The organism is Saccharopolyspora elongata (assembly GCF_004348985.1).
In the GTDB taxonomy this organism is placed as follows: domain Bacteria; phylum Actinomycetota; class Actinomycetes; order Mycobacteriales; family Pseudonocardiaceae; genus Saccharopolyspora; species Saccharopolyspora elongata.
The window spans coordinates 129,477-154,989 of sequence record NZ_SMKW01000011.1; the positions used below are offsets into that span (position 1 = coordinate 129,477).

Below are 25,513 nucleotides of genomic sequence, written 5' to 3' on the forward strand. Positions count from 1 at the left end.
AATCGGGGATCCCACAGTCCAGACGGCGTCTGAGGTTCCGCCACCCGCACCGCCACGCAAGATGAGCCTGGAAACAGTCATTGCCCGAGGAATGTCTTGAGTTCTTGGACGAGTTTGCGGATGTGGCCGGAGATGACCGGCGTGCCGAGGGCCTTGAAGCGCTCGCGGAACCAGGGGTTGACCTCCTGGCGGCCGGAGCTGGTCACCGAGCCGACCGGGATGAACTTCACGCCCGACCGGTGGACCGCCTCGATGCCCTCGAACAGCGGCTGGGAGCGGTCGAACTCGTAGAAGTCCGAGATCCAGACCATGACGGTGTTCTGCGGCTCGGCGATCTTCGGCCGGGCCATGGCCATCGCCACCGGACCGTCGTTCCCGCCGCCCAGGTTGGTGCGCAGCAGCACGTCGAACGGGTCGTGCACCCAGGGCGTGAGGTCGATCGCGTGCGTGTCGTAGGCGATCAGGTGCACGTCGACCTTCGGCAGCCCGGCGAAGATCGACGCCAGGATGGTGCAGTTCACCATCGAGTCGACCATCGAGCCCGACTGGTCGACGACCACGATCAGCCGCTGCGGCGTGGTCTTGCGGGCGGTGTGCCGGTAGAAGAGGCGGTCGACGTACAGCCGCTCCTCCTCCGGGCTCCAGTTGGTGAGGTTCTTCCAGATCGTGCGGTCGAGGTCCAGGTTCCGGTACACCCGCTTCGGCGGGACCGAGCGGTCCACGGCGCCGACGGTGGCCTTCTCCACCTGGGTGCGCAGGGCTTCGGCGACCTCGTCGACGTAGCGGCGGATCAGCGCCTTGGCGTTGGCCAGCGCCACGCCGGACAGGTTGCTCTTGTCCCGCAACAACTGCTCGATCAGCGACATGCTCGGGGTCAGCTGCGCGGCGAGCGCGGGATCGGCCAGCACCTCGCGGAGGTGCATCCGCTTGACCAGGTCGGCCTCGATGTCACCGAGCTCCTGCCTGAGGCCGGAGCCGCCGGATCGACCGCCGCGCAGCTCCCCCGGCTGGCAACCGAGCGCGCGTTCCAGCCAGCCAGCATCCGACTGCCAGCGCGACAGCTGTCCCGCGGTGACCGTGCCGCTGCCGGAGTTGAAGACGTTGAGCAGCACCTTCGACACCAGCGCCGCGCGCCGCACCTCGGCGGCCCGGTCGCGCTCGTCACCGTCCGATGTGGACTCCGAGGTCATCAGGCCGTCGAACTCGGCGGCCAGGCCCGGATGGCGCTGGACGATCGAGTCGACGGAGACCTGCGGATCCAGCAGCGCGGGCGGCAGGCCGATGTCCTCGACCACGGCGACGCTCGCGGATTCCAGCGTCGCCTGCTCCTCGTCGTCGAAGAGCCGGGCGAGCAGCCGCCAGTACAGGACCTGGCGGCGGTTGTCGTGGGGATCGTGTTCGGTCATTTCCGCAACAACCTCCCGGCGCGTTCCCGAAGCACCGCTGCGGCGTCGGTGGCGGCCTTCTCCGCCTTGACACCGGCCTTGTCGGTCGTGCCACCGGCCCACGCCCCGGCGTGGACCGCGACGGCCTTCTTCCGCTTGATGGTTTCGACGGCGAGCGGCTGGATGCCGAAGGCGCCGGAATCCCAGCGGAGCAGGCCGATGCACGCGCTCGACGCCGCGACCGCTTCGGGGGTGAGCGGACCGGCGGCCGGAATGCGGTCGGCGTCGACGGCCAACCGATGCCCGGCGATGGTGAAAGCCATTGCGTCGCCGTCCACTTCGGCGTCGTAGCCCTCCAGGAAGACGGGCACGGCGATGCGCGCCGGGTGCCGGTCCAGCGGCGCGGTCGCCGGAACGGTCGCGGTGGTCAAGGCGACGCGGGCGGTGGCGAAGGCGTCGGCGGGCTCGCCCGGGCGGGCGCGCTCGTCGCTCCAGATCAGGTCGCCCTCGGCGGTGATCGGCATGCCGTCGAGGTCCATCGAGCGGCCCTCGCTGACGGCCGCCAGCAGCGACATGTGCGGGCGGAGCAGCTGCCAGAGGCCCGCTCCGACGATGGTGTCGGGCTTGGGCGCCGACACGCTGGCACGCACCAGGCGGGGCTCGGCGCCGTCGGCGGGCTCGAACACCGCGTGGACCTGGGCCTGCACCGCGGTCGCGTGCTCGTGCACGTCCACACCGAGGGGCAGGAGCCGGCCGGATGCGGTGTCGGTCTCCGGCACGTCGGCCGCCCCTGGCAGCGTCAGCAGCATCGCGCGCGACCACAGGTCGGCCCAGCGGCGCGCCGGGATGCGCGCCAGCGCCGTGCCCGGGCAGGACGCCGCGAGTTCGGCGGCGAAGCCGTCGAGGAGCGACGCCAACCGGCGCAGGGCCGGGTCCGGCAGCATCGCGGAGACGACCTGCGCCGAGGCGGAGACCACGTCGTGGTCGATGCCCCGCCACCCGGATCGCGCCAGGTCGGACAGCCAGGAGCGGGCGGCCGCGAGGAGGTTCGCCCCGTGCTGCCCGCCGTTCGCCGGGGCCGGATCGTCGCCGGCGGCCCGGCCGGTCGCCTCCGCCACCCGGGCCATCAGTGCATCGTGGACGGAACCGAGCAGCGCGGTGCGGGCGGCGGCGAGGGCGACGAAGTGGTCTTCGCCCGCGGCGCCGGCCGCCGCCTTCTCGGCCGCCTCGGCGACCGCGGCGGCCAGCGGCGTTCCCGCGACCGCGTCGGCGAGTTCGGCCAGTTCGGCGGCCTGGGCGGGTTGCGGCCGGAGCAGGCCGCCGATGAGCGCATGGTCGAAGGCGTCGACGGCCGCCAGGGCTTCGTCGAGCCCGGCGATGGTTCCGGCGAGCAGATCGGCGCGCATCACGCCACCGCCCTGGTCGGCGGGAACCACTGCATCTCCGGCAGCGGCGCGGTGGACGGGGCGAGCTCCAGGTAGGCCAGGTGGCGCAGGAACCGGCTGAAGACGGTCGCGGCGGCCTTGCTGTCGGCCTGCGGCGGATTCGCGCTGCTCATGCCGTCGGCGATGGCGGGAGCGCCCGCCTCCTCGTCCGCGATCTCGACCTTCAGGTAGCGCGCGACGCGCCCGGCGCCGTACTGCAGGACCGCCTCGTTGATCAGGGCCCGGATGTGGTTGCAGAACGAGCCGCGAGCGCCGCCGCAGGGCCGGTTGTTGTTGGTGCTGCAGGCGAACGCGTGATCACCGGCCGCGACCGACGAGACGTAGACCCGCTCGATGTCCGACCCGCTGGACACCACGCCCTGCAAGCGCCCGTCCGCCAGCTCGACGAACGGGACCTTGGCGAGCTTGCGCGGCCGTGCGGGTGGCAGCACCCGCGCCGTGCTCGACGTCTCCCAAGCTTCCAACACCATCTCCAATGCACCAAGCGGATTCCACGCCGCAACGACGCGACACGACGAACATACTTGCGACCCCCGACAATCCCGATCATGGCACTCAGGGCGCCGCACGCGGAGCTCCCGCCCGGGGAGGACGTGCCGCCAAGACCCTGCGGAACGACTGCGGACTGGACGACGGCCGGTTGTTCCGACCGAATACGCCCTACGCCTCTTCCACCGCCTCCACTGGAGACGCCGGGCGCTGACCGCCCGTGGCCCACGGACGCAACCTCGTGCTGACCGCCGCAGGCGACGCCCTGCTGGGCCCCGCCCGGCAAGCGCTACGCGCTGCGGTCGCCGCACGGGACTCGCTCGACGATGTCCGCGGGCTCTCGCACGGCCACCTCGACCTGCTGGTCCGGGCCGCCCTGCTGCAGCGCCCGATCACCTCCGCGATCGCGGCATTCCGTCGGATCCATCCGCAAATCAGCCTGCACATCAAGGAAATCCGCGCCGAAGACGCGCTCGGCGGGCTGATCCGCGAAGGCCGGCACGAACTGGCGCTGACCTACGTGCCGATCCCCGACACCGACCTGGAGGTCCACGAGCTCGGCGTGCACCGGCTGTGCGTGATCTTCCCGCCGGGAACGGGCGTCGATCTCCCGGACCCGGTCCCGGCGGCGGAGCTGGGCGGGGTCCCCATCGTGGCGGTGCCCGAGGAGGAGAGCAGGGTGCGCCTCCACGTCGAGACCAAGCTGGGGCACCGCCGGGGGTCGCTGTCACCGGCTGCCGCCGCGTTCGTCGAACTCGCGCTGGCCCGGGCGGTTTCGAGTCCCGGCTGAACCGCGCAGGCCGTTCGTCACGCCGTCCTGACGCCGGCCAGCACCTCCGCCACCAGTCCCTCGTCCGCCTCGTACGGCAGGGACAGCGAAACCCGGTCCAGCAGGCCGCCGAAACGGCTCCGCACCAGCGCACCCGCCTTCTCCGGTTCCGCGACGATCGCGAACGTGCCGAGGACGTCGTCGGTGATGCGGCGCCCCATCTCGTCCCACTCGCCGCGCTTGGACAACGCGTTCAACTCCTCTTGGAGCGCACCCCAGCCGTGCTGCTCCAGGACCGGCCGGTAGGCCGGGGTGGACGCGTAGAAGGCGATCTGCCTGCGCGTACCGGCGATCGCCGCCTGCATCTCGGCCTCGGTCCGACCGGTCGCCAGCATGACCATGCCCGCGAACTCGAAGTCGGCGTCGTTCCGCCCGGCGCGTTCGCGTCCCGCGGCGACCGCGGGCAGCGTGTGCGCGCGGAGGTACTCGACGGAGCTGAACGGGTGGCAGATCAAGCCGTCCGCGACCTCACCGGCCGCCTCCGTCATCAACGCACCGACCGCGGCGAGCAGCACCTTCGGGTTTCCGCTCGGCACGGGGCCGGGGTCGAACATCGGGGTCATCAAGGTGTGCGTGTAGAAGTCGCCGCGGAAGTCGAGTTTCGTCCCGTGCTGCCAGCAGTCCCAGATCGCGTGCATGGCGCACACGTACTCCCGCATCCGCGCCGCCGGCTTCGACCAGGGCATGCCGTAGCGATTGGTGATGTGCGGCCGGATCTGCGATCCGAGCCCCAGCACCACCCGGCCGCCGGACAACCGCTGCAGGTCGTAGCTGCTGGTGGCGGTCGTCATGGGGGTTCGCGCCAGGGCGATCGCGATGGACGTGCCGATCTCGATCTTCGAAGTGGCGGCGGCGGCGAGCGCCAGCGGCAGGAAGGCGTCGTGCTTGGTCTCGGTCACCAGGAACCCGTCCAGCCCGAGCGCTTCCGCCCGGGCCGCCTCGCTCGCCGCCGAGGTGAGGTCGCGCTGAAGCAGGATGTCCGCTTTCACGAGGAAATCTCCGATCGCAGTGGCACGGGCGGCACGGTTCGCGGTCCCGTGCCGAGATCAACGGCCCGGACTCCGCCGCCGATGCGGCTTCCGCGCCCCAGCGAACCACCGGCGGAGCCGTCCGTGAAGTCCGCAGTTGACGATGCGTCCGGCCGGGATCGCCTATGAATCGAGCTCAGGCCGACGTCGCACGCCGCACCCCGCGATCTCGCCCGGCCGCTCGAAGACAAGCCACTTCTAGGCCAAATTCAGGTTTACATCCACGGGGCAGAAACATTCGTACAGCAGTGAATTCCATCATCTCGTTGCCTTCGAATCCGAACGATGCTTTACTTCGAGCGCAGACCGGAGCCCGATCGACCTGTCGCGTCGATCCAACTCTTCGCGGGCCACGGCATCGAGACCAATCCAGCCCGGGGAACGACGTTCCCGTGGTGCGCCCCTTCAGGAGGAGCCGGCATGGCCGTCGAGCACGACCCGGATGTCAACGCCGTCGGAGGCCGCCGCACGCGGCACCACCGCCGTGCCTGGCTGGTGGTCGCACTGCTGTGCCTGTTCATGCTCATCAACTTCGCGGACAAGGTCGTCGTCGGCCTCGCCGGCGTGGACCTCATCCGCGATCTCGGCATCGACTCCCAGCAGTTCGGAGTCGTGCAGAGCAGCTTCTTCTGGCTGTTCGCGTGCGGATCCATCGTCGGCGGCGTGCTGATGGGCCGCGTGCCGGCCCGGTGGCTGCTGGCCGGCGCCGCGGCGCTCTGGGTCGTCAGCCTGCTGCCGATCATCTGGAGCGCGAGCTTCGGCGTCCTGATAGCCGCCCGCCTGCTGCTCGGGTTCGCCGAGGGACCGGCCGCCGCGATGGCCACCTCGGCGGTGCACAGCTGGTTCCCCGCCGACAAGCGCGCGGTGCCGACTTCGATCGTCACCGCGGGCGCCGGCATCGGCCCGCTGATCGCCGCACCCGTGCTCACCGCCGTGATCGTGAACTACTCGTGGCATGCGGCTTTCGCGGTGCTGGCGGTGGTCGGTTCGCTGTGGGTCGGGGCCTGGCTGCTGCTCGGGAGGGAAGGTCCCGAGTCCGCCGATGCGACGGCGCGGCGGGACGACGACCCGGCCGATCACGTCCCGGTCCGGGTCCTGCTCCGCACCAGCACGATCATCGGGATCCTGGTCCTCTTCTTCGTCTCCTACTGCAACGTGGCGCTCAAGGTCAGCTGGATGCCGATGTACCTGCGCGAGGGACTGGGCTACGACGCCACCGCGGTCGGACGGCTGAGCACCCTGCCCTACCTCGGCACCGCGGTCTTCCTGGTGCTGGCCGGAGTCGCATCCCGGATGATGACCAAACGAGGCGTCAGCAACCGGCTCGCGCGCGGGGTCTTCCCGATCGCCCTGGTGTTCTTGAGCGGCCTGAGCACGATCGCCTTCGCCTCGATGGACCGCGGCCCGCTCCAGATGGTCCTGATCGTGCTCGGCGCTTCGCTCGCCAGCGGGGGCTGGGGCGTGGCCTTCACCGCCGTGTCGGACGTCGTGCCGCCCCGGCGACGCGGCACCGTCATGGGGATCATCGTCGCGGTCTACAGCGTCGGTGGCGTGATCGCGCCGCTCGCGTTGGGCGGCTTGGTGAACGGTGCGCCCACCCCCGGCGCCGGGTATTCGAGCGGATTCACGATGCTGGGCGTCCTCCTGGTGGTCGGCGCGCTGATCGCGCTTCCGCTGCTCAACCCCGACCGCGATCGCAAGGCGCTGGCGGCGTACGTCCGCGGCGAGACGAGCAAGTCCGAAGTGGACGTCGAAGATCGAGCGAGGCTGAAATGACGATGAAACCCCTCGAAGGCATTCGGGTTGTCGATTTCGGGCACCTGATCGCGGGCCCGGGTGCCGCCGCCGCGTTGGCCGCGCTCGGTGCGGACGTGGTCAAGGTGGAGCCGCCGCACGGCGAGTCGGGCCGCAACATCGGCTCCTACGGCGAGGCGATCGTGGCCACCTACAACCGCGGGAAGCGGTCGATCGCGCTCGACCTGCGGTCGGCCGGCGGCATCGAGGCGGCCCGGCGGCTGGTCTCGTCGGCGGACGTGGTGCTGCAGAACATGCGCCCGGGGGCCATGGACCGGCTGGGGCTCGGTGCGGAGGACGTGCGGGCGCTGAATCCCCGAGCCATCTACGCCTCGGTCAGCGGTTTCGGATCGGCCGGGGCCGCGCGGGACCGGGTCGGCCTGGACATCACCGCTCAGGCGGAAAGCGGCATGATGTCGATCACCGGGCCCGCCGACGGTGATCCGCATCGAGTCGGGTTCACCGTGGTCGACATCGCCACCGCCGACCTGCTCGCCCAGGCGATCCTCGCGGCGTTGTTCGCGCGGGAGCGGACCGGGCGCGGCGAGCACATCCAGATCTCGCTGATCGAGGTCGCGGTCCACCTGCAGGCCGCCTGCTGGGCCGAGTACAGCCTCACCGGGGTTGAGCCGCGGAGGTGCGGCAACCCCCAGCCGACGGTCGCTCCGGCGGCCGACGTGGTGCAGGTCGAGGACGGGAAGGTGGTGATCTCGGCGTACCAGGACGGGCACTGGCGGCTGCTGTGCCGGGCCATCGGCCGACCCGAACTCGCCGACGATCCGCGTTTCAACGACAACTCCCGACGGGTCGAGCACCGGCGCGAGCTGCGAGAAGTCCTCGAAGCCGCGCTCGGCGACCGGACCCGCGACGAAGTGCTCGCGCACCTCGCCGAGCAGGGCATCGTGGCCGGAAACGTCCGCGACTACCGGGAAGTGCCGAACGCCCGGGAGGTAGCTGACCTGGGCGTCTTCATCTCCGCCGCCAGCCCGGACGGCGTGCCCATCCGGCTGCCCCGGCCCCCGTTCCGCACCGAAGGCTGGGTCCACGGGACCGAACCCGCACCCCGTTGCGGCCAGCACACCGCCGAGGTGCTGACCGAGATCGGCTACTCGCCGGACGAGATCGAGTCGATGTTCAGCGGCACGCCGAGCGGGCGGTCCCGATGAGGCCGGAGAGCGGAAGCCCGGTCCGGGTGGAACAGCACGACACCTGGACAGAGTTGGTCCTGCAGCGCCCGCATCGGCGCAACGCGCTGGACATCGGCACCGCCGAAACCATGCTCGAACTGGTTTCGGGCGCTCCGGCCGCGACAGAACGCCGGGTCCTGCTGCTGCGCGGCGAAGGCCCCTCCTTCTGCGCGGGTCTCGACCTCAAGGCCATGCACGCCGGAGACCCGCACGAGTGGATCAGCTCGTTCTTCCGGCATTGGCTGCCCTTGCACGCCGCGCTCGCCCGGCTCGACATCCCGGTGGTGTGCGCGGTGCAGGGAGCGGCGATCAACGCCGGTGCCGCATTGGCCTTCGCCGCGGACTTCCTGATCGTCGAGGAAGAAGCGCACGTGCAGCTCGGCGAGGTCCGGCAAGGACTGGCGGCACCGATCGGAATCGGTTGGCTGACCCTCCGGCACTCGGCAGCGCTCGCTCGCCGGGTCGCCCTCCGGGGAGCCCCGATCCCCGGCCCCGAACTCGTCCGGCTCGGGCTCGCGCATGACTGGGCGCCGTCCGGACGAGCCTTGGAACGTGCCCGCGCTCTCGCCGCCGAGCTGTCCGCCCTGCCCGCGCAAGGTGTGCGCCGAACCATCACCGGCCTGCACGCAGCGGTACGGGGCGAGGACGCGCTCGACCACTTCACCCGGATCGCGGATGCCGCCGCGATCCGGCAGCCCGCGGGCACCGCCACGTCCCGAATCGAACCGGTCCCACCGCAGCGAAAGGCACGTACTCCGTGAAGACGATCAACGTGGAACGTCCCGAGGAGACGATCACCCGGATCACCCTGGACCGACCCGACCACCTCAACGCGTTCACCCACGAGATGATCGACGAGGTCGTCGGCGCGCTGCGGGAAGCATCCCGCGACCGCCGGTGCCGGGCGATCATCCTGACCGGTGCCGGCCGCGCGTTCAGCGCCGGTGTCGACCTCAAGCGCAGCGGGGTCGACCGCTGGCTCGAAGACCGCGACCCGATCGAGGGCCGGGTCGAATGGGCCGAATACCTCACCTCGCTGTTCAACGCCGTCCGCCGGACCTCCAAGCCGGTCATCGCCGCGGTGAACGGTCCGGCCGTCGGTGGCGGCTTCGCGCTCGCGCTGACGTGCGAACTCCGCATCGGCGGCACCGCTGCGATGTTCGCCGACGGGTTCATCCGCAACGGCCTGTCCGGGTGCGAACTCGGGACGTCGTACCTGCTGCCGCGGCTGATCGGCGCTGGCCGGGCGAACGAGCTGATGCTGACCGGCCGGGCCGTGGAAGCCCCCGAAGCCGAACAGATCGGCCTGCTCAACCGGGTCGTCGCGAATGAGCAGTTGCAGGACGAAGCCGTGCGCCTCGCGGCGAGCATCGCCGAGCACTCGCCGTTCGCCGTGGCGATGACCAAGCAGATCGCGAACGCCAACCTCGAAGCGACGAGCCTGGACAACGCGATACTCCTGGAGATGCGCACGCAGATGCTCGCCGTGCACACCACGGATTCGCGGGAGGCGCGCGACGCGCTGCTCGGGAAGCGCTCCCCCGACTACACCGGTTACCGCACCAGCTGACGACGGAAGAAACTGGTATGTCCAAAGAGGATCAGTTCACGATGCCGGGGCTCTCGGAACGCATTGAGAGGTTCTTCGAAGAACTGCCGCCGCTGCTCTCCGGAGTCGAAGGGATGGTCGCGCGCGGCAAGGCTTACCGGAAGGCGCTGTGCGAGGCCGGGCTCGCCGGTCTGGACGTTCCGGCCGGGTACGGCGGTGGCGGATACGGGCCACCGGCGAAGGCGCTGTTCGCCAAGCTTTCCCGGGGTCGTATTCCGGCCGAGGACGACATCTTCACCATCGGCTTGGGCATGGCGCTGCCCACGCTGCTCGAGTTCGCGGCCGAGCACCTCCGCCGCCGCTACGTCGAGCCCGCGCTGCGCGGCGAGGAGATCTGGTGCCAGATGTACTCGGAGCCCGGCGCCGGTTCCGACCTCGCGGGCCTGCAGACGCGTGCGCTGCGCACGGCCGGCGGCTGGGTCCTCAACGGGCAGAAGATCTGGACTTCCCGGGCGGAAATCGCCCAGTTCGCGATCTGCCTCGCACGGACCGATGTGGACGCGCCGAAGCACAAGGGGATCACGATGTTCGTGGTCCCGATGGACCAGCCCGGCGTGACGGTCCGGCCCATCCGGCAGATCACCGGGGCCTGCGAGTTCAACGAGGTGTTCCTCGACGACGCCGTCGTCCCGGAGGACCACGTCGTGGGCGAGGTGAACGGCGGCTGGCCGGTTGCCGTCGCCCTCATGCAGAACGAACGCAGCGCCATCGGGTCCGGTGGCGGGCGGCGTCCGGTGCCGTTCGAGAAGCTGCGCGACCTCGTGCACGACCGCGGACGCGCCGCCGATCCGCGGGTCCGGGGCGACCTCGCCGACTGCTACATCGGTCAACGCCTCGCCGAATTGCTTTCCGAGCTCGAGGCGGAGTCGGTCGATGCGGGCACACCGCTCGGCGCCGAGACCTCGCTCGGCAAGCTGTGGCGCTCCACCAACGGCCGGGCGGCTGCGGCGCTCGTCGGCGAACTGGCCTTCGCGACCGGGACCGCGTGGCAGACCGGCGACGATCGGGAGGACTGGGCCTACGCCGTGCTGGACGCCTGCGCCCTGTCGCTCGGCGGCGGCACGGACGAGGTGCAGAAGAACGGCATCGCCGAGAAGGTCCTCGGGCTACCGAGAGATCCCTACCGCACCGACAAGGTCCCGTTCCGCGACCTGACGGTGGGCACGCAACGCGACTGAGCTGATCGACGAACCACCGGCATAAGGGGTCGTTTCAGGATGCAGCGTCAGCCGCATGCAGTGGGGGACTCAGCTCGCACCGCCGCGGGTTCTCAGGCAGTGCCCGCCCTCTGGGCTACTGGGCGAGGCCAGTCCCCGATGCCGCGTATTCGGTCATACGTAAGTCGGGGCTCCCACAGTCCAGGCGGCGTCTGTAACTCCCGCAGGGGGGCCGCCACCCGCGCCCCTACGCAAATCCATTCTGAAATCATCTCTACGAGGAAGCGCGACCATGAGTCTTCTCATCACCGCAGAGCAGCGAATGCTGCAAGACGGCCTCGAACAGCTCCTGACCCGGCACGCGCCGCCGGACTCCGGGGCCGAGCTGTGGCACCAGTTGGCCGACGAACTCGGCGTGGTCGGATTGTGCATCCCGGAGGAATTCGGCGGCGCAGGAGGAACTTTCACCGATCTCGCCGTGGTCATGGAGGCGATGGGCCGCACCCTGTACCCGGGCCCGTACCTCTCGTCCGCGGTCCTGGCGGTGCACGCACTGCTGTTATCCGAAGATGTTGCCGCACAAGGCGATCACCTCCCGAACCTGGCGCGCGGACGCCTGCTCGGCACGGTGATCGCAGAGGATCTGTGCGAGATCGACGGCCGCATCCTCGCCACGTCGAACAGCGGGCGAGTGACACTCTCGGGAACCGCGTCCTCGGTGTTGGACGGGCTCAGCGCCGACTTGCTGTTCGTCGTCGCAGAAGACGGCGAACAGCAGAGCCTCTTCTCCGTCGACCCCTCAACAGCCGGGACGACGCGAATCCCGTTGACTTCGCTCGATCTCCGGCGGGACGCGGCGCGGGTGACGTTCGCCGAGGCGCCCGCGCAGCGAATCGGCCCACCCGGTGCCGCGGCCGAGATCGTTCCGCGATTGCGGCAGATCGCCTCGTTGGCGATCGCCGCCGAGCAGGTCGGCGGCGCGAGCCGCTGCCTCGACGACGCGTGCGAGTACGCGAAGGTGCGGTACCAGTTCGGCCGCCCGATCGGATCCTTCCAAGCGGTGAAGCACGCTTGCGCCGACATGTACCAGCACGTGCGATCGGGGCACGTGGCGGTGCGGCACGCCGCTCGTTGCCTCGACGCCGGTTCGCCGGAGTCGCCGAGCGCAATCGCGATGGCGAAGGTCTACTGCGCCGAGGCCTACATCGCCTGTGCGGCGGCGAACCTCCAGATCCACGGAGGCATGGGCTTCACCTGGGAGGAGAACTGCCACCTGCACTACCGGCGCGCCCGCGCGTCGGCGATGTGGGCGGGTGCCCCCGACCGCCACCGGCAGTGGCTGGCGGACCAACTGCTCGCCCGGTAGCGGCGGAAAGCCCGATCCGGGTTGGAGAACGGAATCCGAAACCACCGGCGAACGTGCGCGTGCCGTCGGCGACGGGTTCCTCGGCACCGGTGGCTGGCACGACCGGCGAACGGCCAACCTCCTCGACGGTGGCGCACCGTTCTACCGCGCCTACCGCTGCGCCGACGACAAGCACATGGCCGTCGGCTGCATCGAACCCCAGTTCTTCGCCGCATTCCTCCGAATCCTCGGGCTCGACGACGACCCCGATTTCGGTGCCCAGCACGACCGTGCCTCCTGGCCCGCCATGCACCGCCGGCTGGAAGAGGTCTTCGCCGCCAAACCGCGCGACGAATGGGCTGAACTGTTCACCGGTACCGACGCGTGCACCACGCCGGTCCTCTCCCTGCACGAAGCGCCCCAGCACCCGCACAACACCAGCCGCAGCACCTACCGAGCCATCGACGGCGTCGTGCAGCCCATGCCCGCACCCCGTTTCGGCAGCACGGCGACCGCGCCTCCGGAACCCCGCCCCGCACCCAGGCCCGGTCAGGACACGAGGAACGTCCTCACCGACGCCGGTTTGTCCGAGCAGGACATCGAAGACCTGATCAACACCGGTACCGCGACCCAGGCTTGAGCACCGGGGTGCCGAGCGGCCGGCAGCCCCTCGGCACCCCGCGGCTTCGCGACGGGTCGTCGCCGCGCCGGCGTTCGAGGGCGTCAGGTCAGAGCTTCGCGCGCAAGATCGCGCGGGCGATCGCCACGAGGTTGGGGTAGAAGCCCGGAAGCCGGGTGAGGCTCGGCGTCTCGTTCAGATTGTTGATCACGGTCATCGCCGCCCGCACCAGCGCTCGCGCGGCGGCGGAGGTGAGCTCCGGGCGGCCGGCCATCAGCAACGAGACCCACTCCTGCACGTATTCGAGCTGGCCGCGCCGGCTCTCCGGCAGGGTGCCCACTTCGCTGACCAGGACCGAGACCAGGTAGCGCTGCGACCTGCAGAGGTCGACGTAGGTCTCCACAGCGCGGTCGAGCGCCTCGGCCTCCGTCGCACTCGAACTCAACGTGGCGTGCAGATCCAGCCAGAGCGCGTGGCTCGCTCGCGCCAGCACCGCCACGAGGATGTCGGCTTTGCTGGCGAAGTGGGTGTAGAGGCTGGGGCCGCTGATGTCCGCCGCAGCCCCGATATCGGCCAGGCTGGTGTTCTGGAAACCGCGCTCGCCGAACAGGCGCACCGCTGCCGCCAGCAGCTTCTCCCGTTTCGACACCGGGCTGAACCCGCGGCTGGGCCGTTCCTGCTCGCCCGGGCCCGATTGGAGCTCGACCTCGGCCACCGCGCGGCACCCGGCCAGGAGGCACCTGCCGTACTCCCTGGCCGACAACCCCCTGATGTGACCGCTGGTGCTGACCAGGACGGACTGCATCGCCCATGCCAGCAGCGCCGCCTCGTCCTCGGTGAGCGCCGGCCTTTCCTCCCGGAGCGCACGGCGGTAGTTCCGGTTCTCCCGGCGCAGCCGGCCGACCAGCTGCGCGCGGTCCTCCTCGGAGAGGTGCCGCGATTCCCTGGACCACAGCACGCCGGCGGTGGGCAGCTCCGCCGCGACCCCGGCCCTGCGCTGCAGGATGCCGTCCAGCGAGCCGACGTCCCCGGACGCCGCGGCCACCTGGGCGAAGAGGCCCGCCAAGGTCGCGTTGAGGATCTCCTCCTTGCCCTTGAAGTGCCGGTACAAGGCGCCCGCGGTGATGCCCACCTCGCTCGCGATCTGGTTCATCGTCACGTTGTGGAACCCGTGCTCGGCGAAGAGCGCACCGGCGGTCTCCAAGATCTGCCGCTTCCGGTCCCGCGGGCGTTGGCGACCACCAGCCGAGCCCTCCCGGTCCACAGCTGCTTCCCGCCCCACAGGCCGAACCCCCACAACGCTCGCGATGTCGGCGACACGGCTGTCGCCATCGGCACCACACTACACCAAGTAAACGCCGGTTAAGCTGTCATCCAACAAGGACACACGGCGGTGCCAGGTCTTATCCGGATCACCGCGAACACCGGCCGCTCAGTTGACGGCACGCGCAGACCTGTCCCAGTGCGACTTGCGCAGCTCGCGCTTGAGGACCTTACCGGTCGGCGACAACGGCATGGCGTCCACGAATTCGAACGAGCGCGGCGCCTTGTAACCGGCGATCAGGGTCTTGACGTGCTCCCTGATCTCGGCAGCAGTGGCGGCACACCCCTGCTTGCAGACGATCACGGCGTGCACCCGCTCGCCCCACCGCTCGTCCGGCACGCCGATCACCGCGCAGGAAGCGACCGCCGGGTGCTTGGCGAGCGCATTCTCGACCTCGGCGGAGTAGACGTTCTCGCCACCGGAGACGATCATGTCCTTGATGCGGTCGACGATGAACAGGTAGCCGTCGTCGTCCATGTACCCGGCATCACCCGTGTGCATCCAGCCGTCTCGCACCGCTTCGGCCGTCTCCCGGGGCTTGTTCCAGTAGCCGAGCATCACGCCGCCACCGCGCACCGCCACTTCGCCCACCGTTCCGGGGGGGCCTCGCGGCCCTCCTCGTCGACGATCCGCACCTCGGTGGAAGCCGTGGCGCGACCGGCCGACCGCAGCAGGTTCTTGTCCTCGTGGTCGTCGCCGGTCAGCACGGTTGCGCCGGGCGACAGCTCCGTCATGCCGTATCCCTGGCTGAACCGGGCGCCGGAGAACGCGGTGACCGCGCGCTCCAAGAGCGGTTCGGAGATCACCGAAGCCCCGTAGCCGATGTGTTCCACAGTGGATAGATCGTGGTGCCCGATCGCGGGGTGGTCGAGCAACGCCTGGATCATCGCGGGCACCAGCAGCAGGTTCGTGACCTGGTTCCGCTCGATGGCGTCCAGGACCTCCGCCGGGTCGAAGGCGGGCAGGAAGACGTGCGAGCCGCCCATCACGGACTGGCCGTTCCACGCGCCCAGCGCCGCGAGGTGGAACAGCGGGGCGACGTGCAGCAGCCGGCCGCCGCGCCGGGAGCTGCGCGCGGTGGCCAGCATCCCGAGCGTGGAGGTCAGGATGCCGCGATGGCTGAGCATCACGCCTTTCGGGAAACCGGTGGTCCCTCCGGTGTAGAAGATGCCGGCGAGCGCGTCGCCGCCGCGACGGACGTCCTCGACCGGTTCGTGGCCGTCGATCAGCTCGCGGTGACCGAGCATGCCCGCGGGCAGATCGCCATCGCCGAGGTGGACGACCGTCGAGATGCCGCCCCAGTGGGATTCGAGCTCGGGAACGCGAGCGGCGAACGAGTCGTCCACGAAGAGGACCCGGGTGCCCGAGTCCTCGAGGGAGTACGCCATCTCGCGGGCGCTCCAACGCGTGTTGACCGGGTTGACCACGCCGCCCATCCACCACACCGCGCAGAGGAACTCGTGGTACCGATCCGAGTTCTTGGCCAGGAGCCCGACCCGGTCCCCTTCCGCCAGTCCCAGCGCGCGCAGCGCCCCCGCCAGGCGGGCGACGCGATCCGCCGTCTGGCGGTGGGTGCGCACTCGGTCGCCGCAGATGGTGGCGATCTCGTCCGGGAACTGCTGCACGGCTCTGTGCAGGCTCTGCGTGAGGTACACGGCCATCCTCCTGCGGCGAAAGGGTCGGTGAACGCGTGGATCGTTGCGGGGCTGGTGGATTCCGGTTCGCACCGGTACTGCGGCGAGCCGGTGGGCGCCGACGAGCGGCGCCCACCAGCCGGTCAGAAGCCGCCGGAGCAGAGGATGACCTGGCCGGACACGTAGTCGGTCTCCGGGATGCACAGGGCGTAGACCGCGCCCGCGGCCTCCTCCGGGGTGCCGGCGCGCCCCAACGGGATCCCCTTCTCCAAGCGCGCGAGCAGGTCCGGGTTGACACCGACCGGCAGTTCGCGCCCCTCGATGTCGATCGTCGCGGCGCCACCGGCGGGAGCCTCGGTCAGTCGCGTCCGGATCAGGCCGTAGGCCACGGCGTTCACGTTGACGTTGTAGCGACCCCATTCCTTGGCCAATGCCTTGGTCAGCCCGATGATGCCGGCCTTGGCCGACGAGTAGTTCGACTGGCCGACGTTGCCGTTGACCCCGGCGCCGGAGGAGATGTTGACGACCTTGCGGTGCACCCGCTCGCCGCGAGCGGTTTCTTCCTTCTCCATCCGGGAGATGTGCGGCTGAGCGGCGCGCAGGATCTGGAACGGCGCCTTCAGGTGCACGTCGAGGATCGCGTCCCACTGTTCGTCGGACATCTTCTGGATGACGTTGTCCCAGGTGTACCCGGCGTTGTTGACGATGATGTCGAGGCCACCGAGCTCCAGGCCGGCGTTGACGAACCGCTCGGCGAAGCCGTCCTCGGTCACGCTGCCCGCCACCGACGTGGCCTTGCCGCCCGCCTTCTCGATCAGGGCGACGGTCTCCGCGGCCGGCTCCCGGTCGAGATCGTTGACGACGACGTTGGCGCCTTCGGACGCGAACTTCAAGGCGATCTGCCGGCCGATGCCCCGGCCGGATCCGGTGACGAGCGCGACCTTGCCCACGAGCTTGCTCATGCTGCGATTTCTCCTTCGATGACTGCGGTGCCCTGGAGCGTGACGGTGCCGTCCTCCAGCGCCATGGTCAGATCGAGATGCGTGTTTCCGTCCGCCACCTTCGCCACCTGCGCGGTGGCGACGGGCTTGGCGTGAATCGGCGTGATGGAGGTGAACCGAACACCGAACGAGCGGATGCGCTCCTGCGGGAAGTTCGCCGTCAGCAGCCGGCCGAGATAGGCCATGTTCAGCATGCCGTGCGCGAAAACATCATCCATGCCAGCAGATTTGGCGACGTCGATGTCGATGTGCATCGGGTTGTGGTCACCCGAGGCGCCGGCGTACAAGGCGAGCGTGGTTCGGGTGATCTTCGGCAGCTCGAGCTTCACTTCCGGGCCTCCGGGTTGCGCACGACGAGCGAGTTGGTCAACTCCGCGACCAACTCCCCGTTGCGGGTGACCTCGGTGGTGCGGACGACGAACTCCAGCGCACCACCCTTCTTGCTGTAGACGTCGGTGATCTCGCCTTCGAAGGCGAGCTGATCCCCTGCGTGGATCGGGGCGTGGTAGGTGAACGACTGCTCTCCGTGCAGCACCCGCCGGATGTCGATGCCGAGCAAGTCGATCAGGGAGAACCCGTCGGTCCGTTCGCCGTCCAGGCAGAACAGGAAGGTCGGCGGCACGAGCAGGTCGGGGTGCCCGGCGGCCTTGGCCGCGTCGAGATCCACGTAGGCCGGATCGCTCTCACCGATCGCCTTGGCGAAGAAGCGCAGCCGCCCGCGTTCGACGTCCGCGCTGTGGCTCGGGATCTTGGTCCCGATCACGTCCTTGCTGATCATCACTTCCGCCCCGCCTTCTCGTAGAGGGTCACGACGCAGGCGCCGCCGAGGCCCAGGTTGTGCTGCAGCGCCAGGGCCGGGTCACCGTCGACCTGGCGCGCATCGGCCTGGCCGCGCAGCTGCCACACGAGCTCGGTGCACTGGGCGAGTCCGGTGGCACCCAGCGGATGCCCCTTCGACATCAGCCCGCCGGAGGGGTTGACCACGACCCGCCCGCCGTAGGTGTTGTCCCCGTCGAGCACGAACTTCTCCGCGGTGCCCTCGGGGGTCAGGCCGAGCGCCTCGTAGGTGGTGACCTCGTTGCTGGTGAAGCAGTCGTGCAGCTCCACGACCCGGATGTCCGACGGGTCGACACCGGATTCCTCGTACACGTTGCGGGCCGCGGACTGCGCCATGTCGTACCCGACGATCGTCATCATGTCTCCGGAACCGAAGGTGCCCGGCACGTCGGTGGTCATCGACTGGGCCTTGATGCGCACATCGGCCTTCAACCCGTTGCGGCGCGCGAAGTCCTCGCTGACGAGGACCGCCGCAGCGGCACCGCAGGTGGGCGGGCAGCACATCAGCTTGGTCAGCGGGCCGTGCTGGTGCGCGGAGGCCAGCACCTCCTCTTCGGTGATCGGGGCGCGGAACACCGCGTACGGGTTGTTCGCGGCGTGCCTGCGGGACTTCACCGCGACCTTGGCGAACAGGTCGTTGCCCACCCCGTACTTGTCCATGTACGCCTGGCCGGATCCGCCGAAGAGCTGAGCGGCCATCGGTCCATCGCCCCAGCCCTGGATGCCGATGGTCGCGTCGATACCGCGCTTCATCGCCGGCGGGCGGTCCGGGAGCTTGCCGCCGCCCAGCGCGCCGCGCTGCATCTGCTCGAACCCCAGCGCCAGAACGCAATCGGCCGTTCCGGAGGCGATCGCCTGCCGCGCCAGCCACAGCGCCGACGAACCGCTGGCGCAGTTGTTGTTCACGTTGACGACCGGGATCGCGGTCTGCCCCAAACCGTAGATCGCGGCCTGACCGCTGGTCGAATCACCGAACACATACCCGGCGTACGCCTGCTGCACGAGCTCGTAGCCGATGCCCGCGTCGTCGAGCGCGGCACGGGCCGCGCGCTCCCCCATCACGTCGTAGGTCTCGCCGGCACCCGGTTTCGTGAACGGGATCATGCCGACCCCGGCGACGTGCACGTTGTCGCTCACTGGCTCCTCCTCAGGCTGAACATCGACCGTTTCCGGCGCCGCGGCGCGGCCGCTGCTGACACCCCAGCTCGCCGGACGCGACACTCGGTAAACGGACATTCGAACGAAGATGCGACCGAACCCTCCGAAGGCCACGCCCCGGATCACATCGATCAGCTTGTTCTCTATTTACATCTACCTACGACACGCTGGTACGTCAACATCTTCACTATGCACAAATCCGAGTTTCCATTTACTTTGAGGCTCGCCAGCGGCCGGTTCCCTGGTCTAGCCTGAACCGGCATTCACCAGATCCGGCATAGAGGAGAGCAGCGCACATGCAACGCGACGTGTTCACCGAGGACCACGAGGCGTTCCGGGAGACCATCCGGGACTTCATCACCAACGAGGTGGCACCCGTCTTCCACGAGTGGGAACAGACCGGCCACCCTCCCCGCGACTTCTACCGCCGCCTCGGCGAGCTCGGCGTCCTCGGCATGGAGGTCCCCGAGGAGTACGGCGGAGCCGGCCAGACCAGCATCAAGTTCCACGCCGTGATCGCCGAGGAGTGCGCCCGCGCCGCCGTCACCTTCGGCTCCTCCGGCGTCCACACCGGCCTGATCCTCGGCTACCTGCTGCGCTACGCCACCGAAGAGCAGAAGAAGCGCTGGTTCCCCGACTTCGTGAGCGGCGAGACCATGTACGCCATCGCGATGACCGAGCCGGGCACCGGCTCCGACCTGGCCGGGATGACCACCCGCGCCGAGCTCTCCGCGGACGGCACCCACTACGTCCTCAACGGCGCCAAGACCTTCATCACCGGCGGCGTCCAAGCCGACCACGTCCTGGTCTGCGCACGCACCTCACCACCGACCACGCAGAACCGCCGGGCGGGAATCTCCATCCTGGTCGTCGACGCCAAGAGCGAGGGCTACGCGGTCGGGCGCAAGCTCGACAAGATCGGCATGCTCGCCTCCGACACCGCCGAACTCTCGTTCACCGACGTCGAGGTGCCCGTGGAGAACCTCCTCGGCGAGGAAGGCAAGGCCTTCTACTACCTGTCCGACAACCTGGTGCAAGAACGCCTGATCATCGCCATCGGCGCCTGCGCCACCGCCACCGCGGCGCTGAACTTCACCATCGACTACGTCACGGAGCGCAAAGTCTTCAACAAGCCGGTGGCCGCCTTCCAGAACACCAAGTTCGTCCTCGCCGACTGCGCCACCGAGATCGAGGCAGCCCAAGCGATGGTCGACCGGGCCATGAACCTCCACGACAAGGACGAGCTGACCGCCGCCGACGCCGCCAAGCTGAAGCTCTTCGGCACCGAGATGGCCGGCCGCGTCATCGACAAGTGCCTCCAACTGCACGGCGGCTACGGCTACATGCGGGAATACCCGATCGCCCGCCTCTACGCGGACACCCGCGTCTCGCGCATCTACGGCGGAACCAACGAAGTCCAGAAGACCGTGATCGCCAAATCCCTCGGCCTGTAGCAGCTCCGGGTGGCCGGTGACGCCCGCTGGGTCGTGAGCACTTCGGGCTGCTATAGCGATCCAAAACACTCACGACCCGGCACCGGTCGCTCGGCCGCATCCCTGTCCAAGGACCGGCCCCGACGGAGCGGCCGTGGTGGCCGTTTCCGTCCGGTATTGGTGGGTGGACGTCTGGAGCGCCGGGCACTCAGTCAGCGGAGTCCGGGGATGCGGCTACGCCGGCGAGATCGTCGAGCGGCTCCGGGCCGACTACCTGGCGGCGCGCGCGAACATCCCGGCCTGATCGAATCCGACGCCCTGATCGTCGACTGCCCGCGGTTCGCGGAGATCGGCCGGTTCGAACGGGAGCGGGCTACCTGCACATCGTGGACCGCAAGAAGGACATGATCGTCAGCGGTGGTTTCAACGTCTTCCCGCGCGAGGTCGAAGACGCGCTCACCGGGCACGACGCGGTCTCGGTCGCCGCGGTCTACGGCGTCGCGGACGACAAGTGGGGCGAGGCCGTCACCGCCACCGTCGTGCTGCGCCCCGGCCACGAAGTCACGCCCGACGAACTGATCCGGCACGTCAAGTCCGTCAAGGGATCCGTGCAGGCGCCCAAGCAGATCCGCGTCGTCGACGAACTCCCGCGAACCCCGGTGGGCAAGATCGACAAGAAGGCGCTCCGCGCGCAGTGGGGCCCGCGGAGCTGATCGCCTAGCGATGCCGCGCCGGATGGCGTCACTAGCCGGGACGCCCGGGGGTCACGCCGGCGTCCAGCTGGACCCGGTCCCGGTCGACGTCGAGATCCACCGCCACGCTCCGGTTCAGCAGCGGCAGCGGGAGGTTCGCTTCGACGTCGGCGATGTGCTGCTGACCCGGCGGCACCAGCAGCAGCGGCGGGAGCAAAGGCACGCCGTCCTCCATCGGAGTCCCGGGCACGGGTTGCTGCCCGGGCGGCGCGGGCGGGGCGGGCGACGGAGCCGGGTTGGGCTGAGCGGCCGGTGGCGGGGTTGCGGCCTGGCCCTGCGACTGCTGGGTCGGCGATTCCGGGTCGACCGGTGCGGCGGCCAGCGGCGGCGGATCGGCCTGGTTCGCCGCCAGCGCGATGCCCAGCGCCGCCAGCGCGGCCAGCACCGCGCCGCCCACCGCCATGCTCTTGCGCGGGTTCGACCGCACCACGCCGACCACCCCGGCGCCGACCAGGCTCCCGCTGCCCGAGACCGCGAGGTATCCGGTGGCCGACGCGGTCCCGCCCAGCACCACAGGGGCGATGAACGCCTTGAGCACGCCGTTGATCTCCATCAGCTCGGCCGCCAGCGCCGCGCACCGGTCGCACTTGCCCAGGTGCTCGTTGACCTGCGTCGTCTCCCGCTTCGACAGGCCCTCGCGGGTCCACGACCCCAGCCGGTCGATCGCCGACCGGCACTCGACGGCCTCGGCGTCCATGCGCATCAGGTGCACCTGGAGGTACTGCTGCTTCAGGCCCTCGCGAGCCCGGTAGGCGAGCGCGGAAACGCCGTTGGCCGTCATGCCCAGCATCGGCGCGACCTTCGACGGCGATTCGCCCTCGATCTCCACGTGCCAGAGCACCATCTGCCAGCGCTCCGGCAACCGGTTGAACGCCTGCGAGATCAGCGAGCGCTCCTCGTTCTCCACGGCCGGGTCGCGGAACGGCTGGCTGATGTCGATGTTCGGCACCGTCTCGAAGTCGTCGACGGCCTGCGTGCGCTTCGCCTTGTTGGCCCGGTCGTAGGCGCCGTGCCGCACGGCGGTCAGCAGGTAGGCCCGGAAGGCGTCCGTCGGCCCGCGCCCGTCCCGCAGCAGCGCGAGCACCTTCGCGAACGCCTCGGATACCACGTCGTCGGCCTCGGCCTGCGACTTGGTGACCTGCCGCGCCATCGTGTAAGCCGCGCCGACGTGCCGCTCGTACAACGCCCCGAACGCATCGGTGTCCCCGCCGCGCACGGCGTCGATCAGGACGGCGTCACTGGTCTCCTGGACCAGATCTTCCCGCTGCACGGCCACCACACATCACTCCAACGCCCCGAACCACTCCCGCTGAGCCGAAAGCGTATCCCGGACGCCATCGGCCGAATAGGCGGACTCGATCACGAAAACGGATCAACGCGAAGTCGCCCGATAGCACCAGCGCGCCGAGGAGTTTCCCCACACACGGCGAAGACCCCGATCCGCGCACACCGGGAGCCGCCGACCGGTAGCGTCGTCGATGTCGAAGGGGAGGTGACCGGATGTCCGTCCACGTCGTGGTCGGCAAGGGGCCGATCGGCGTCGCCACTGCGAATCTGCTCGCGCAGCAGGGCCATCGAGTTCGCCTGATCAGCCGTTCCGGCGGCCCTGCCGAAGGCTCGATCGAGCACGTCGCGCTGGACGCCGGCGATGCCGAGCAGCTCTCCGAGGCCAGCGCCGGTGCGGTGGCCATCTACAACTGCGCCGCCCCGCCCTACCACCGCTGGGTCCAGGACTGGCCGCGGTTGTCGGCCGGCCTGCTCGGTGCCGCCGAACGCACCGGCGCGGTTCTGGTCCTCACCGGCAACCTCTACGCATACGGCCCGGTGAACGCTCCCATGACCGAAGATCTCCCGCTGAACGCCCGATTCCGCAAGGGCGAGGCGCGGGCCCGCGTCTGGCGGGACGCCCTGGCCCGCCACCAGGAGGGGCGCGTCCGGGTGGTGGAAGCACGCGCGTCCGACTTCATCGGACCCGGCGTGACGGCGGGCGGTCACCTGGCCGAGCGCGTCGTGCCCAAGCTGCTGCGGGGACGGCCCGTCCAGGTCCTCGGTGACCCGGACGCGGCGCACAGCTGGACCTACGCGCCCGACGTCGCGCGCACCCTGGTGCGGCTGGCTGCGGAAGAGCGGGCATGGGGCCGCGCGTGGCACGTGCCCACCGCGCCGCCCATGTCGGCGCGTCAGGCCGTCGAGGAGATGTGCCGAATCGCCGGCCTCGCAGTGCCACGCGTGTCCGCCCTGCCGTGGTGGGCGCTGCGAGCGGTCGGCCTGGTGTCCCCGCTGGTTCGCGAGCTGCACGAGATCCGCTACCAGTTCGACTCGCCGTTCGTGATCGACTCCAGCGCCTACTCGGAAGCGTTCCAGGAGGAGCCCACCCCAGCCGGAGAAGCGCTCGCGAAGACCGTCGAGTGGTGGCAGGAGAAACTCGCCACCTGAACCCAGGACCGCGCAAGCCGTTCTGATCGGCGACGGATCGCACCGCGCAGCAAGGCGTTCTACCGAAGTTGTCCTGCTCCGCAACGGTTCGCCACCAATTTCAGGGAGGCAGTTGCCCACGATCTACGGACTACACGGAAAGCGTGGCTCGGCCAAGATCACCAGCGCGCAGCGACGCTCAACTGAGTGTTGTCGTAATGAGGTTGACCCACATCCGTACGGTCGCTCGATCACGCTTCTTGAGCAGGCGCATGTGGGAGATCCTGTTGCGTATCGGCATGACATCCTGTCGAAAACGCTGCCATAGGACCGTGTCCCACGACAGGCCCTGGAACGTCGAAGACTCGACGACCTGGAGCAGTTCACCGAGGGTGAGCCATTCGATGGGGTCTCGGAGCTCGGAGACGCTCGCTGCAGTCACACTCACGTCGCGTCGTGCTCGTTCGAGCACGTGCTGGGCAATGGTCTCGTTGAAGAGATTCTTGCGCCATTTTTCACCTGCGTCCCGAATAGCTGCTTCACGCAGCAATTTCCGGATCGTGCGCTCAATTTGCCAAAGCCCCTCCGAAACTGCGGGGAGATCGACCTGAGGCCCAACGATCGTGGCAATGACGTCGGCGACAGCGTTTTTGAACTGCCAGAACGGCCCTGGCGAGTTAAACCGCAGGGCGTCGTCGACGACGTGGGCAAAGCCGGCGCCACGCATCGCCTCTGCGACACCGGCCTCGACTTCGGTGATGAAGTTGGCGCCGTGGTTTGCTTCGAAGAGAGCGAAATCGAGATCGGTGAGGACGTTAACGCCGAGTTCTTCAAGTGCGGTTCGTAGGAGGAGGTTCACGTCGGATTGATGACCAAACCCGACCGAGGGAAGCGAGGACGCAAGGATATGCCGTCGCTCTTCGGGGCATTCGTTTGGGTCAAGCACGGGGAGGCAATGCCAGGATGCGTCGTCGAGCAGACTGCTTCCCGCGACCGGGGCGAACGAGATCTTCGGCGTGCGGGAAACGAGGCAGATCTCTGCATCGTCGTCTCGGAGCTCGTTGACCTTCGCGCGGAGGGCACCGAGCGTGGCACCACCAGCTTTGCCGTTACGCGCGAACGCCTCCATGCCATCCAGGATGACCCGCTCCGCGGGAAGTTCGACGGGGCTCGAGGTTTTCGCGAAGTCCGCGGCATCGAGCACGGTTCCGCACAGGGCGCTGAGCAGAGGTTCCCGGAGAACGTCGAACGCGGCACCGCACTGGATGAAGACCAGCTTGAAGCGTTTCAGCCGAGTGCGGATCTCGTCGGCCCGGACCTGCGCGCTGAAAAGGATGGAGTCAGTCATATTAGTTGCAGCACCGGCGTGAGCTCGTAGGAGTTATCGACCTCCTGAACGAGGCCGAGGCTAATCAGATGACCAAGCGCGAGAGGAACATCGTCGGCGACAACAGCGAAGGACTCAGGCTCTTCCATGAGGATCTGAAGCAGATAGGACTCGTCGGGATAGTACCTTCTGACGTGATCGAGCATCTCGCGCATGTTGCCGGCAACCTGACGCCGCCAGGTGTTGATGGTCCTCAAGACCAGCGGCTTTTTGATCTCACGATGGAACGTGTCGACAGGCAACTCGTTTACCACGGCGGAGGCCAGGTGCCGGTAGAGGAACGCATGCCCTCCTGTCGCCTCGAACAACGCCTCCAGGGCACCGTCCTCGATCGTGATGCCCATCTTCTGCCCCACGGACCGGGCAAGGTCGTCGGCTTCGTGCCGTTCGAACGGAGCGAGGAAGTTGGCCTTGGCCCAGGAGAACAGCGGGTTAGGCCCAATGCCGGTCGTTTAGGTTGTCGCGTGGCCGGTAGCCTGCGTACTTGTGGATCTTGAGGCAGGTGCGGGCGCGGGTGTCAGCGTGGCCGATCGGGCCGCCGTCGGCGTGCTGACCCGAACGTTCCCTGTGGAATTGGTCGATCGAGTTATTGATCAGTACTGGCGTAGGGAACAGCGGACCCGCGCACTGCCCGCCCGGCTGATGTTCTACTTCACGCTGGTCTTGTGCCTGTTTCCGCACGAGT

27 protein-coding genes are annotated in these 25,513 nt (G+C 69.1%); 13 read left to right on the forward strand and 14 right to left on the reverse strand.

The window, feature by feature from the left end:
* Positions 1–77: 77 nt before the first annotated feature.
* The 3 genes from E1288_RS11390 to E1288_RS11400 are packed head-to-tail and all read right to left on the reverse strand — an operon-like array spanning position 78 to position 3,300.
* Positions 78–1,406, reverse strand: coding sequence for a VWA domain-containing protein (locus tag E1288_RS11390; protein WP_132484084.1), 1,329 nt, complete (start codon positions 1,404–1,406; stop codon positions 78–80).
* Complete coding sequence (locus E1288_RS11395; RefSeq protein WP_132484086.1) at positions 1,403–2,821, reverse strand: hypothetical protein; 1,419 nt, start codon at positions 2,819–2,821, stop codon at positions 1,403–1,405. Before E1288_RS11395 ends, E1288_RS11390 begins: the two co-directional genes overlap by 4 nt.
* Positions 2,791–3,300 carry a hypothetical protein gene (locus E1288_RS11400; RefSeq protein WP_207954297.1) on the reverse strand — a complete coding sequence of 170 codons (510 nt, stop codon included), beginning with the start codon at positions 3,298–3,300 and terminating at the stop codon, positions 2,791–2,793. Before E1288_RS11400 ends, E1288_RS11395 begins: the two co-directional genes overlap by 31 nt.
* Positions 3,301–3,539: 239 nt before the next feature.
* Here E1288_RS11400 and E1288_RS11405 point away from each other — a divergent pair, with 239 nt between their 5' ends.
* Positions 3,540–4,109, forward strand: a complete 570-nt coding sequence (locus E1288_RS11405; RefSeq protein WP_132484088.1) for a LysR family transcriptional regulator — start codon at positions 3,540–3,542, stop codon at positions 4,107–4,109.
* Positions 4,110–4,126: 17 nt separating this feature from the next.
* Here the strand turns inward: E1288_RS11405 and E1288_RS11410 are convergent, their stop codons facing one another.
* A complete protein-coding gene (locus tag E1288_RS11410; RefSeq protein ID WP_132484090.1) occupies positions 4,127–5,137 on the reverse strand; it encodes a TIGR03617 family F420-dependent LLM class oxidoreductase in 1,011 nt (336 codons plus the stop codon).
* Positions 5,138–5,596: 459 nt separating this feature from the next.
* Between E1288_RS11410 and E1288_RS11415 the strand changes: the two genes are divergently transcribed.
* From E1288_RS11415 to E1288_RS11445, 7 genes are all read left to right on the forward strand, one after another.
* Positions 5,597–6,952, forward strand: coding sequence for an MFS transporter (locus E1288_RS11415; protein WP_132484092.1), 1,356 nt, complete (start codon positions 5,597–5,599; stop codon positions 6,950–6,952).
* On the forward strand, positions 6,949–8,136 hold the full coding sequence (locus E1288_RS11420) for a CaiB/BaiF CoA transferase family protein (RefSeq protein WP_132484094.1): 1,188 nt from the start codon (positions 6,949–6,951) through the stop codon (positions 8,134–8,136). The genes E1288_RS11415 and E1288_RS11420 overlap by 4 nt, the downstream gene beginning before the upstream one ends.
* Positions 8,133–8,918 (forward strand): enoyl-CoA hydratase/isomerase family protein, encoded by a 786-nt coding sequence (locus E1288_RS11425; RefSeq protein WP_132484096.1) that lies wholly within the window; start codon positions 8,133–8,135, stop codon positions 8,916–8,918. The genes E1288_RS11420 and E1288_RS11425 overlap by 4 nt, the downstream gene beginning before the upstream one ends.
* Complete coding sequence (locus E1288_RS11430) at positions 8,915–9,727, forward strand: enoyl-CoA hydratase/isomerase family protein (protein WP_132484098.1); 813 nt, start codon at positions 8,915–8,917, stop codon at positions 9,725–9,727. Before E1288_RS11425 ends, E1288_RS11430 begins: the two co-directional genes overlap by 4 nt.
* A 17-nt stretch (positions 9,728–9,744) precedes the next feature.
* Positions 9,745–10,944 carry an acyl-CoA dehydrogenase family protein gene (locus E1288_RS11435; protein WP_132484100.1) on the forward strand — a complete coding sequence of 400 codons (1,200 nt, stop codon included), beginning with the start codon at positions 9,745–9,747 and terminating at the stop codon, positions 10,942–10,944.
* A gap of 271 nt (positions 10,945–11,215) precedes the next feature.
* On the forward strand, positions 11,216–12,289 hold the full coding sequence (locus E1288_RS11440; RefSeq protein WP_132484102.1) for an acyl-CoA dehydrogenase family protein: 1,074 nt from the start codon (positions 11,216–11,218) through the stop codon (positions 12,287–12,289).
* Positions 12,237–12,908, forward strand: coding sequence for a CoA transferase (locus E1288_RS11445; protein WP_132484104.1), 672 nt, complete (start codon positions 12,237–12,239; stop codon positions 12,906–12,908). Before E1288_RS11440 ends, E1288_RS11445 begins: the two co-directional genes overlap by 53 nt.
* 88 nt (positions 12,909–12,996) lie before the next feature.
* Here the strand turns inward: E1288_RS11445 and E1288_RS11450 are convergent, their stop codons facing one another.
* The 7 genes from E1288_RS11450 to E1288_RS11475 form a co-directional block, all read right to left on the reverse strand.
* Positions 12,997–14,169 (reverse strand): TetR/AcrR family transcriptional regulator, encoded by a 1,173-nt coding sequence (locus tag E1288_RS11450; RefSeq protein WP_132484106.1) that lies wholly within the window; start codon positions 14,167–14,169, stop codon positions 12,997–12,999.
* Positions 14,170–14,319: 150 nt separating this feature from the next.
* Positions 14,320–14,793 carry a class I adenylate-forming enzyme family protein gene (locus E1288_RS48715; protein WP_235883489.1) on the reverse strand — a complete coding sequence of 158 codons (474 nt, stop codon included), beginning with the start codon at positions 14,791–14,793 and terminating at the stop codon, positions 14,320–14,322.
* Positions 14,769–15,866, reverse strand: coding sequence for an AMP-binding protein (locus tag E1288_RS11455; RefSeq protein ID WP_235883490.1), 1,098 nt, complete (start codon positions 15,864–15,866; stop codon positions 14,769–14,771). The genes E1288_RS48715 and E1288_RS11455 overlap by 25 nt, the downstream gene beginning before the upstream one ends.
* Positions 15,867–15,988: 122 nt before the next feature.
* Complete coding sequence (locus E1288_RS11460) at positions 15,989–16,807, reverse strand: SDR family NAD(P)-dependent oxidoreductase (RefSeq protein ID WP_132484108.1); 819 nt, start codon at positions 16,805–16,807, stop codon at positions 15,989–15,991.
* Entirely contained in the window at positions 16,804–17,175 is a 372-nt protein-coding gene (locus E1288_RS11465) for a MaoC/PaaZ C-terminal domain-containing protein (protein ID WP_132484110.1), read from the reverse strand. Before E1288_RS11465 ends, E1288_RS11460 begins: the two co-directional genes overlap by 4 nt.
* Positions 17,172–17,624 (reverse strand): MaoC family dehydratase N-terminal domain-containing protein, encoded by a 453-nt coding sequence (locus E1288_RS11470; protein ID WP_132484112.1) that lies wholly within the window; start codon positions 17,622–17,624, stop codon positions 17,172–17,174. The genes E1288_RS11465 and E1288_RS11470 overlap by 4 nt, the downstream gene beginning before the upstream one ends.
* A complete protein-coding gene (locus E1288_RS11475) occupies positions 17,624–18,820 on the reverse strand; it encodes a lipid-transfer protein (protein ID WP_235883491.1) in 1,197 nt (398 codons plus the stop codon). The genes E1288_RS11470 and E1288_RS11475 overlap by 1 nt, the downstream gene beginning before the upstream one ends.
* 317 nt (positions 18,821–19,137) lie before the next feature.
* On the opposite strand from E1288_RS11475, the gene E1288_RS11480 reads away from it, so the two are divergent.
* The 3 genes from E1288_RS11480 (at position 19,138) to E1288_RS11485 (ending at position 20,987) form a co-directional block, all read left to right on the forward strand.
* Positions 19,138–20,295: an acyl-CoA dehydrogenase family protein gene (locus tag E1288_RS11480; protein WP_132484116.1), complete on the forward strand. Its 1,158-nt coding sequence runs from the start codon at positions 19,138–19,140 to the stop codon at positions 20,293–20,295.
* A gap of 133 nt (positions 20,296–20,428) precedes the next feature.
* Positions 20,429–20,578, forward strand: a complete 150-nt coding sequence (locus tag E1288_RS46865; RefSeq protein WP_165968074.1) for a hypothetical protein — start codon at positions 20,429–20,431, stop codon at positions 20,576–20,578.
* An 82-nt stretch (positions 20,579–20,660) separates the two neighbouring features.
* A complete protein-coding gene (locus E1288_RS11485) occupies positions 20,661–20,987 on the forward strand; it encodes an AMP-binding enzyme (protein ID WP_235883492.1) in 327 nt (108 codons plus the stop codon).
* A gap of 31 nt (positions 20,988–21,018) precedes the next feature.
* On the opposite strand, the gene E1288_RS48720 is transcribed toward E1288_RS11485, so the two are convergent.
* Positions 21,019–22,305, reverse strand: coding sequence for a sigma-70 family RNA polymerase sigma factor (locus tag E1288_RS48720; RefSeq protein WP_235883493.1), 1,287 nt, complete (start codon positions 22,303–22,305; stop codon positions 21,019–21,021).
* 221 nt (positions 22,306–22,526) lie between these two features.
* Between E1288_RS48720 and E1288_RS11495 the strand changes: the two genes are divergently transcribed.
* Positions 22,527–23,462, forward strand: a complete 936-nt coding sequence (locus tag E1288_RS11495; RefSeq protein WP_132484118.1) for an NAD-dependent epimerase/dehydratase family protein — start codon at positions 22,527–22,529, stop codon at positions 23,460–23,462.
* 178 nt (positions 23,463–23,640) lie between these two features.
* Here the strand turns inward: E1288_RS11495 and E1288_RS11500 are convergent, their stop codons facing one another.
* A complete protein-coding gene (locus E1288_RS11500) occupies positions 23,641–24,789 on the reverse strand; it encodes a hypothetical protein (RefSeq protein ID WP_132484120.1) in 1,149 nt (382 codons plus the stop codon).
* Positions 24,786–25,172, reverse strand: a complete 387-nt coding sequence (locus tag E1288_RS11505; protein WP_132484122.1) for a hypothetical protein — start codon at positions 25,170–25,172, stop codon at positions 24,786–24,788. The genes E1288_RS11500 and E1288_RS11505 overlap by 4 nt, the downstream gene beginning before the upstream one ends.
* Positions 25,173–25,314: 142 nt before the next feature.
* Between E1288_RS11505 and E1288_RS11510 the strand changes: the two genes are divergently transcribed.
* A partial coding sequence (locus E1288_RS11510) for a transposase domain-containing protein (protein ID WP_207954298.1) occupies positions 25,315–25,513 on the forward strand: 199 nt, incomplete at its 3' end.

Excerpts from the sequence above, each read along its gene's own strand:
- E1288_RS11440 (WP_132484102.1), top strand. The coding sequence starts at position 11,216 with ATGAGTCTTCTCATCACCGCAGAGCAGCGAATGCTGCAAGACGGCCTC.
- E1288_RS11400 (WP_207954297.1), bottom strand. The coding sequence starts at position 3,300 with ATGGTGTTGGAAGCTTGGGAGACGTCGAGCACGGCGCGGGTGCTGCCA.
- E1288_RS11435 (WP_132484100.1), top strand. The coding sequence starts at position 9,745 with ATGTCCAAAGAGGATCAGTTCACGATGCCGGGGCTCTCGGAACGCATT.
- E1288_RS11460 (WP_132484108.1), bottom strand. The coding sequence starts at position 16,807 with ATGAGCAAGCTCGTGGGCAAGGTCGCGCTCGTCACCGGATCCGGCCGG.
- E1288_RS11495 (WP_132484118.1), top strand. The coding sequence starts at position 22,527 with ATGTCCGTCCACGTCGTGGTCGGCAAGGGGCCGATCGGCGTCGCCACT.
- E1288_RS11480 (WP_132484116.1), top strand. The coding sequence starts at position 19,138 with ATGCAACGCGACGTGTTCACCGAGGACCACGAGGCGTTCCGGGAGACC.
- E1288_RS11390 (WP_132484084.1), bottom strand. The coding sequence starts at position 1,406 with ATGACCGAACACGATCCCCACGACAACCGCCGCCAGGTCCTGTACTGG.
- E1288_RS11505 (WP_132484122.1), bottom strand. The coding sequence starts at position 25,172 with ATGGGCATCACGATCGAGGACGGTGCCCTGGAGGCGTTGTTCGAGGCG.
- E1288_RS11420 (WP_132484094.1), top strand. The coding sequence starts at position 6,949 with ATGACGATGAAACCCCTCGAAGGCATTCGGGTTGTCGATTTCGGGCAC.
- E1288_RS11415 (WP_132484092.1), top strand. The coding sequence starts at position 5,597 with ATGGCCGTCGAGCACGACCCGGATGTCAACGCCGTCGGAGGCCGCCGC.
- E1288_RS11470 (WP_132484112.1), bottom strand. The coding sequence starts at position 17,624 with ATGATCAGCAAGGACGTGATCGGGACCAAGATCCCGAGCCACAGCGCG.
- E1288_RS11425 (WP_132484096.1), top strand. The coding sequence starts at position 8,133 with ATGAGGCCGGAGAGCGGAAGCCCGGTCCGGGTGGAACAGCACGACACC.
- E1288_RS11500 (WP_132484120.1), bottom strand. The coding sequence starts at position 24,789 with ATGACTGACTCCATCCTTTTCAGCGCGCAGGTCCGGGCCGACGAGATC.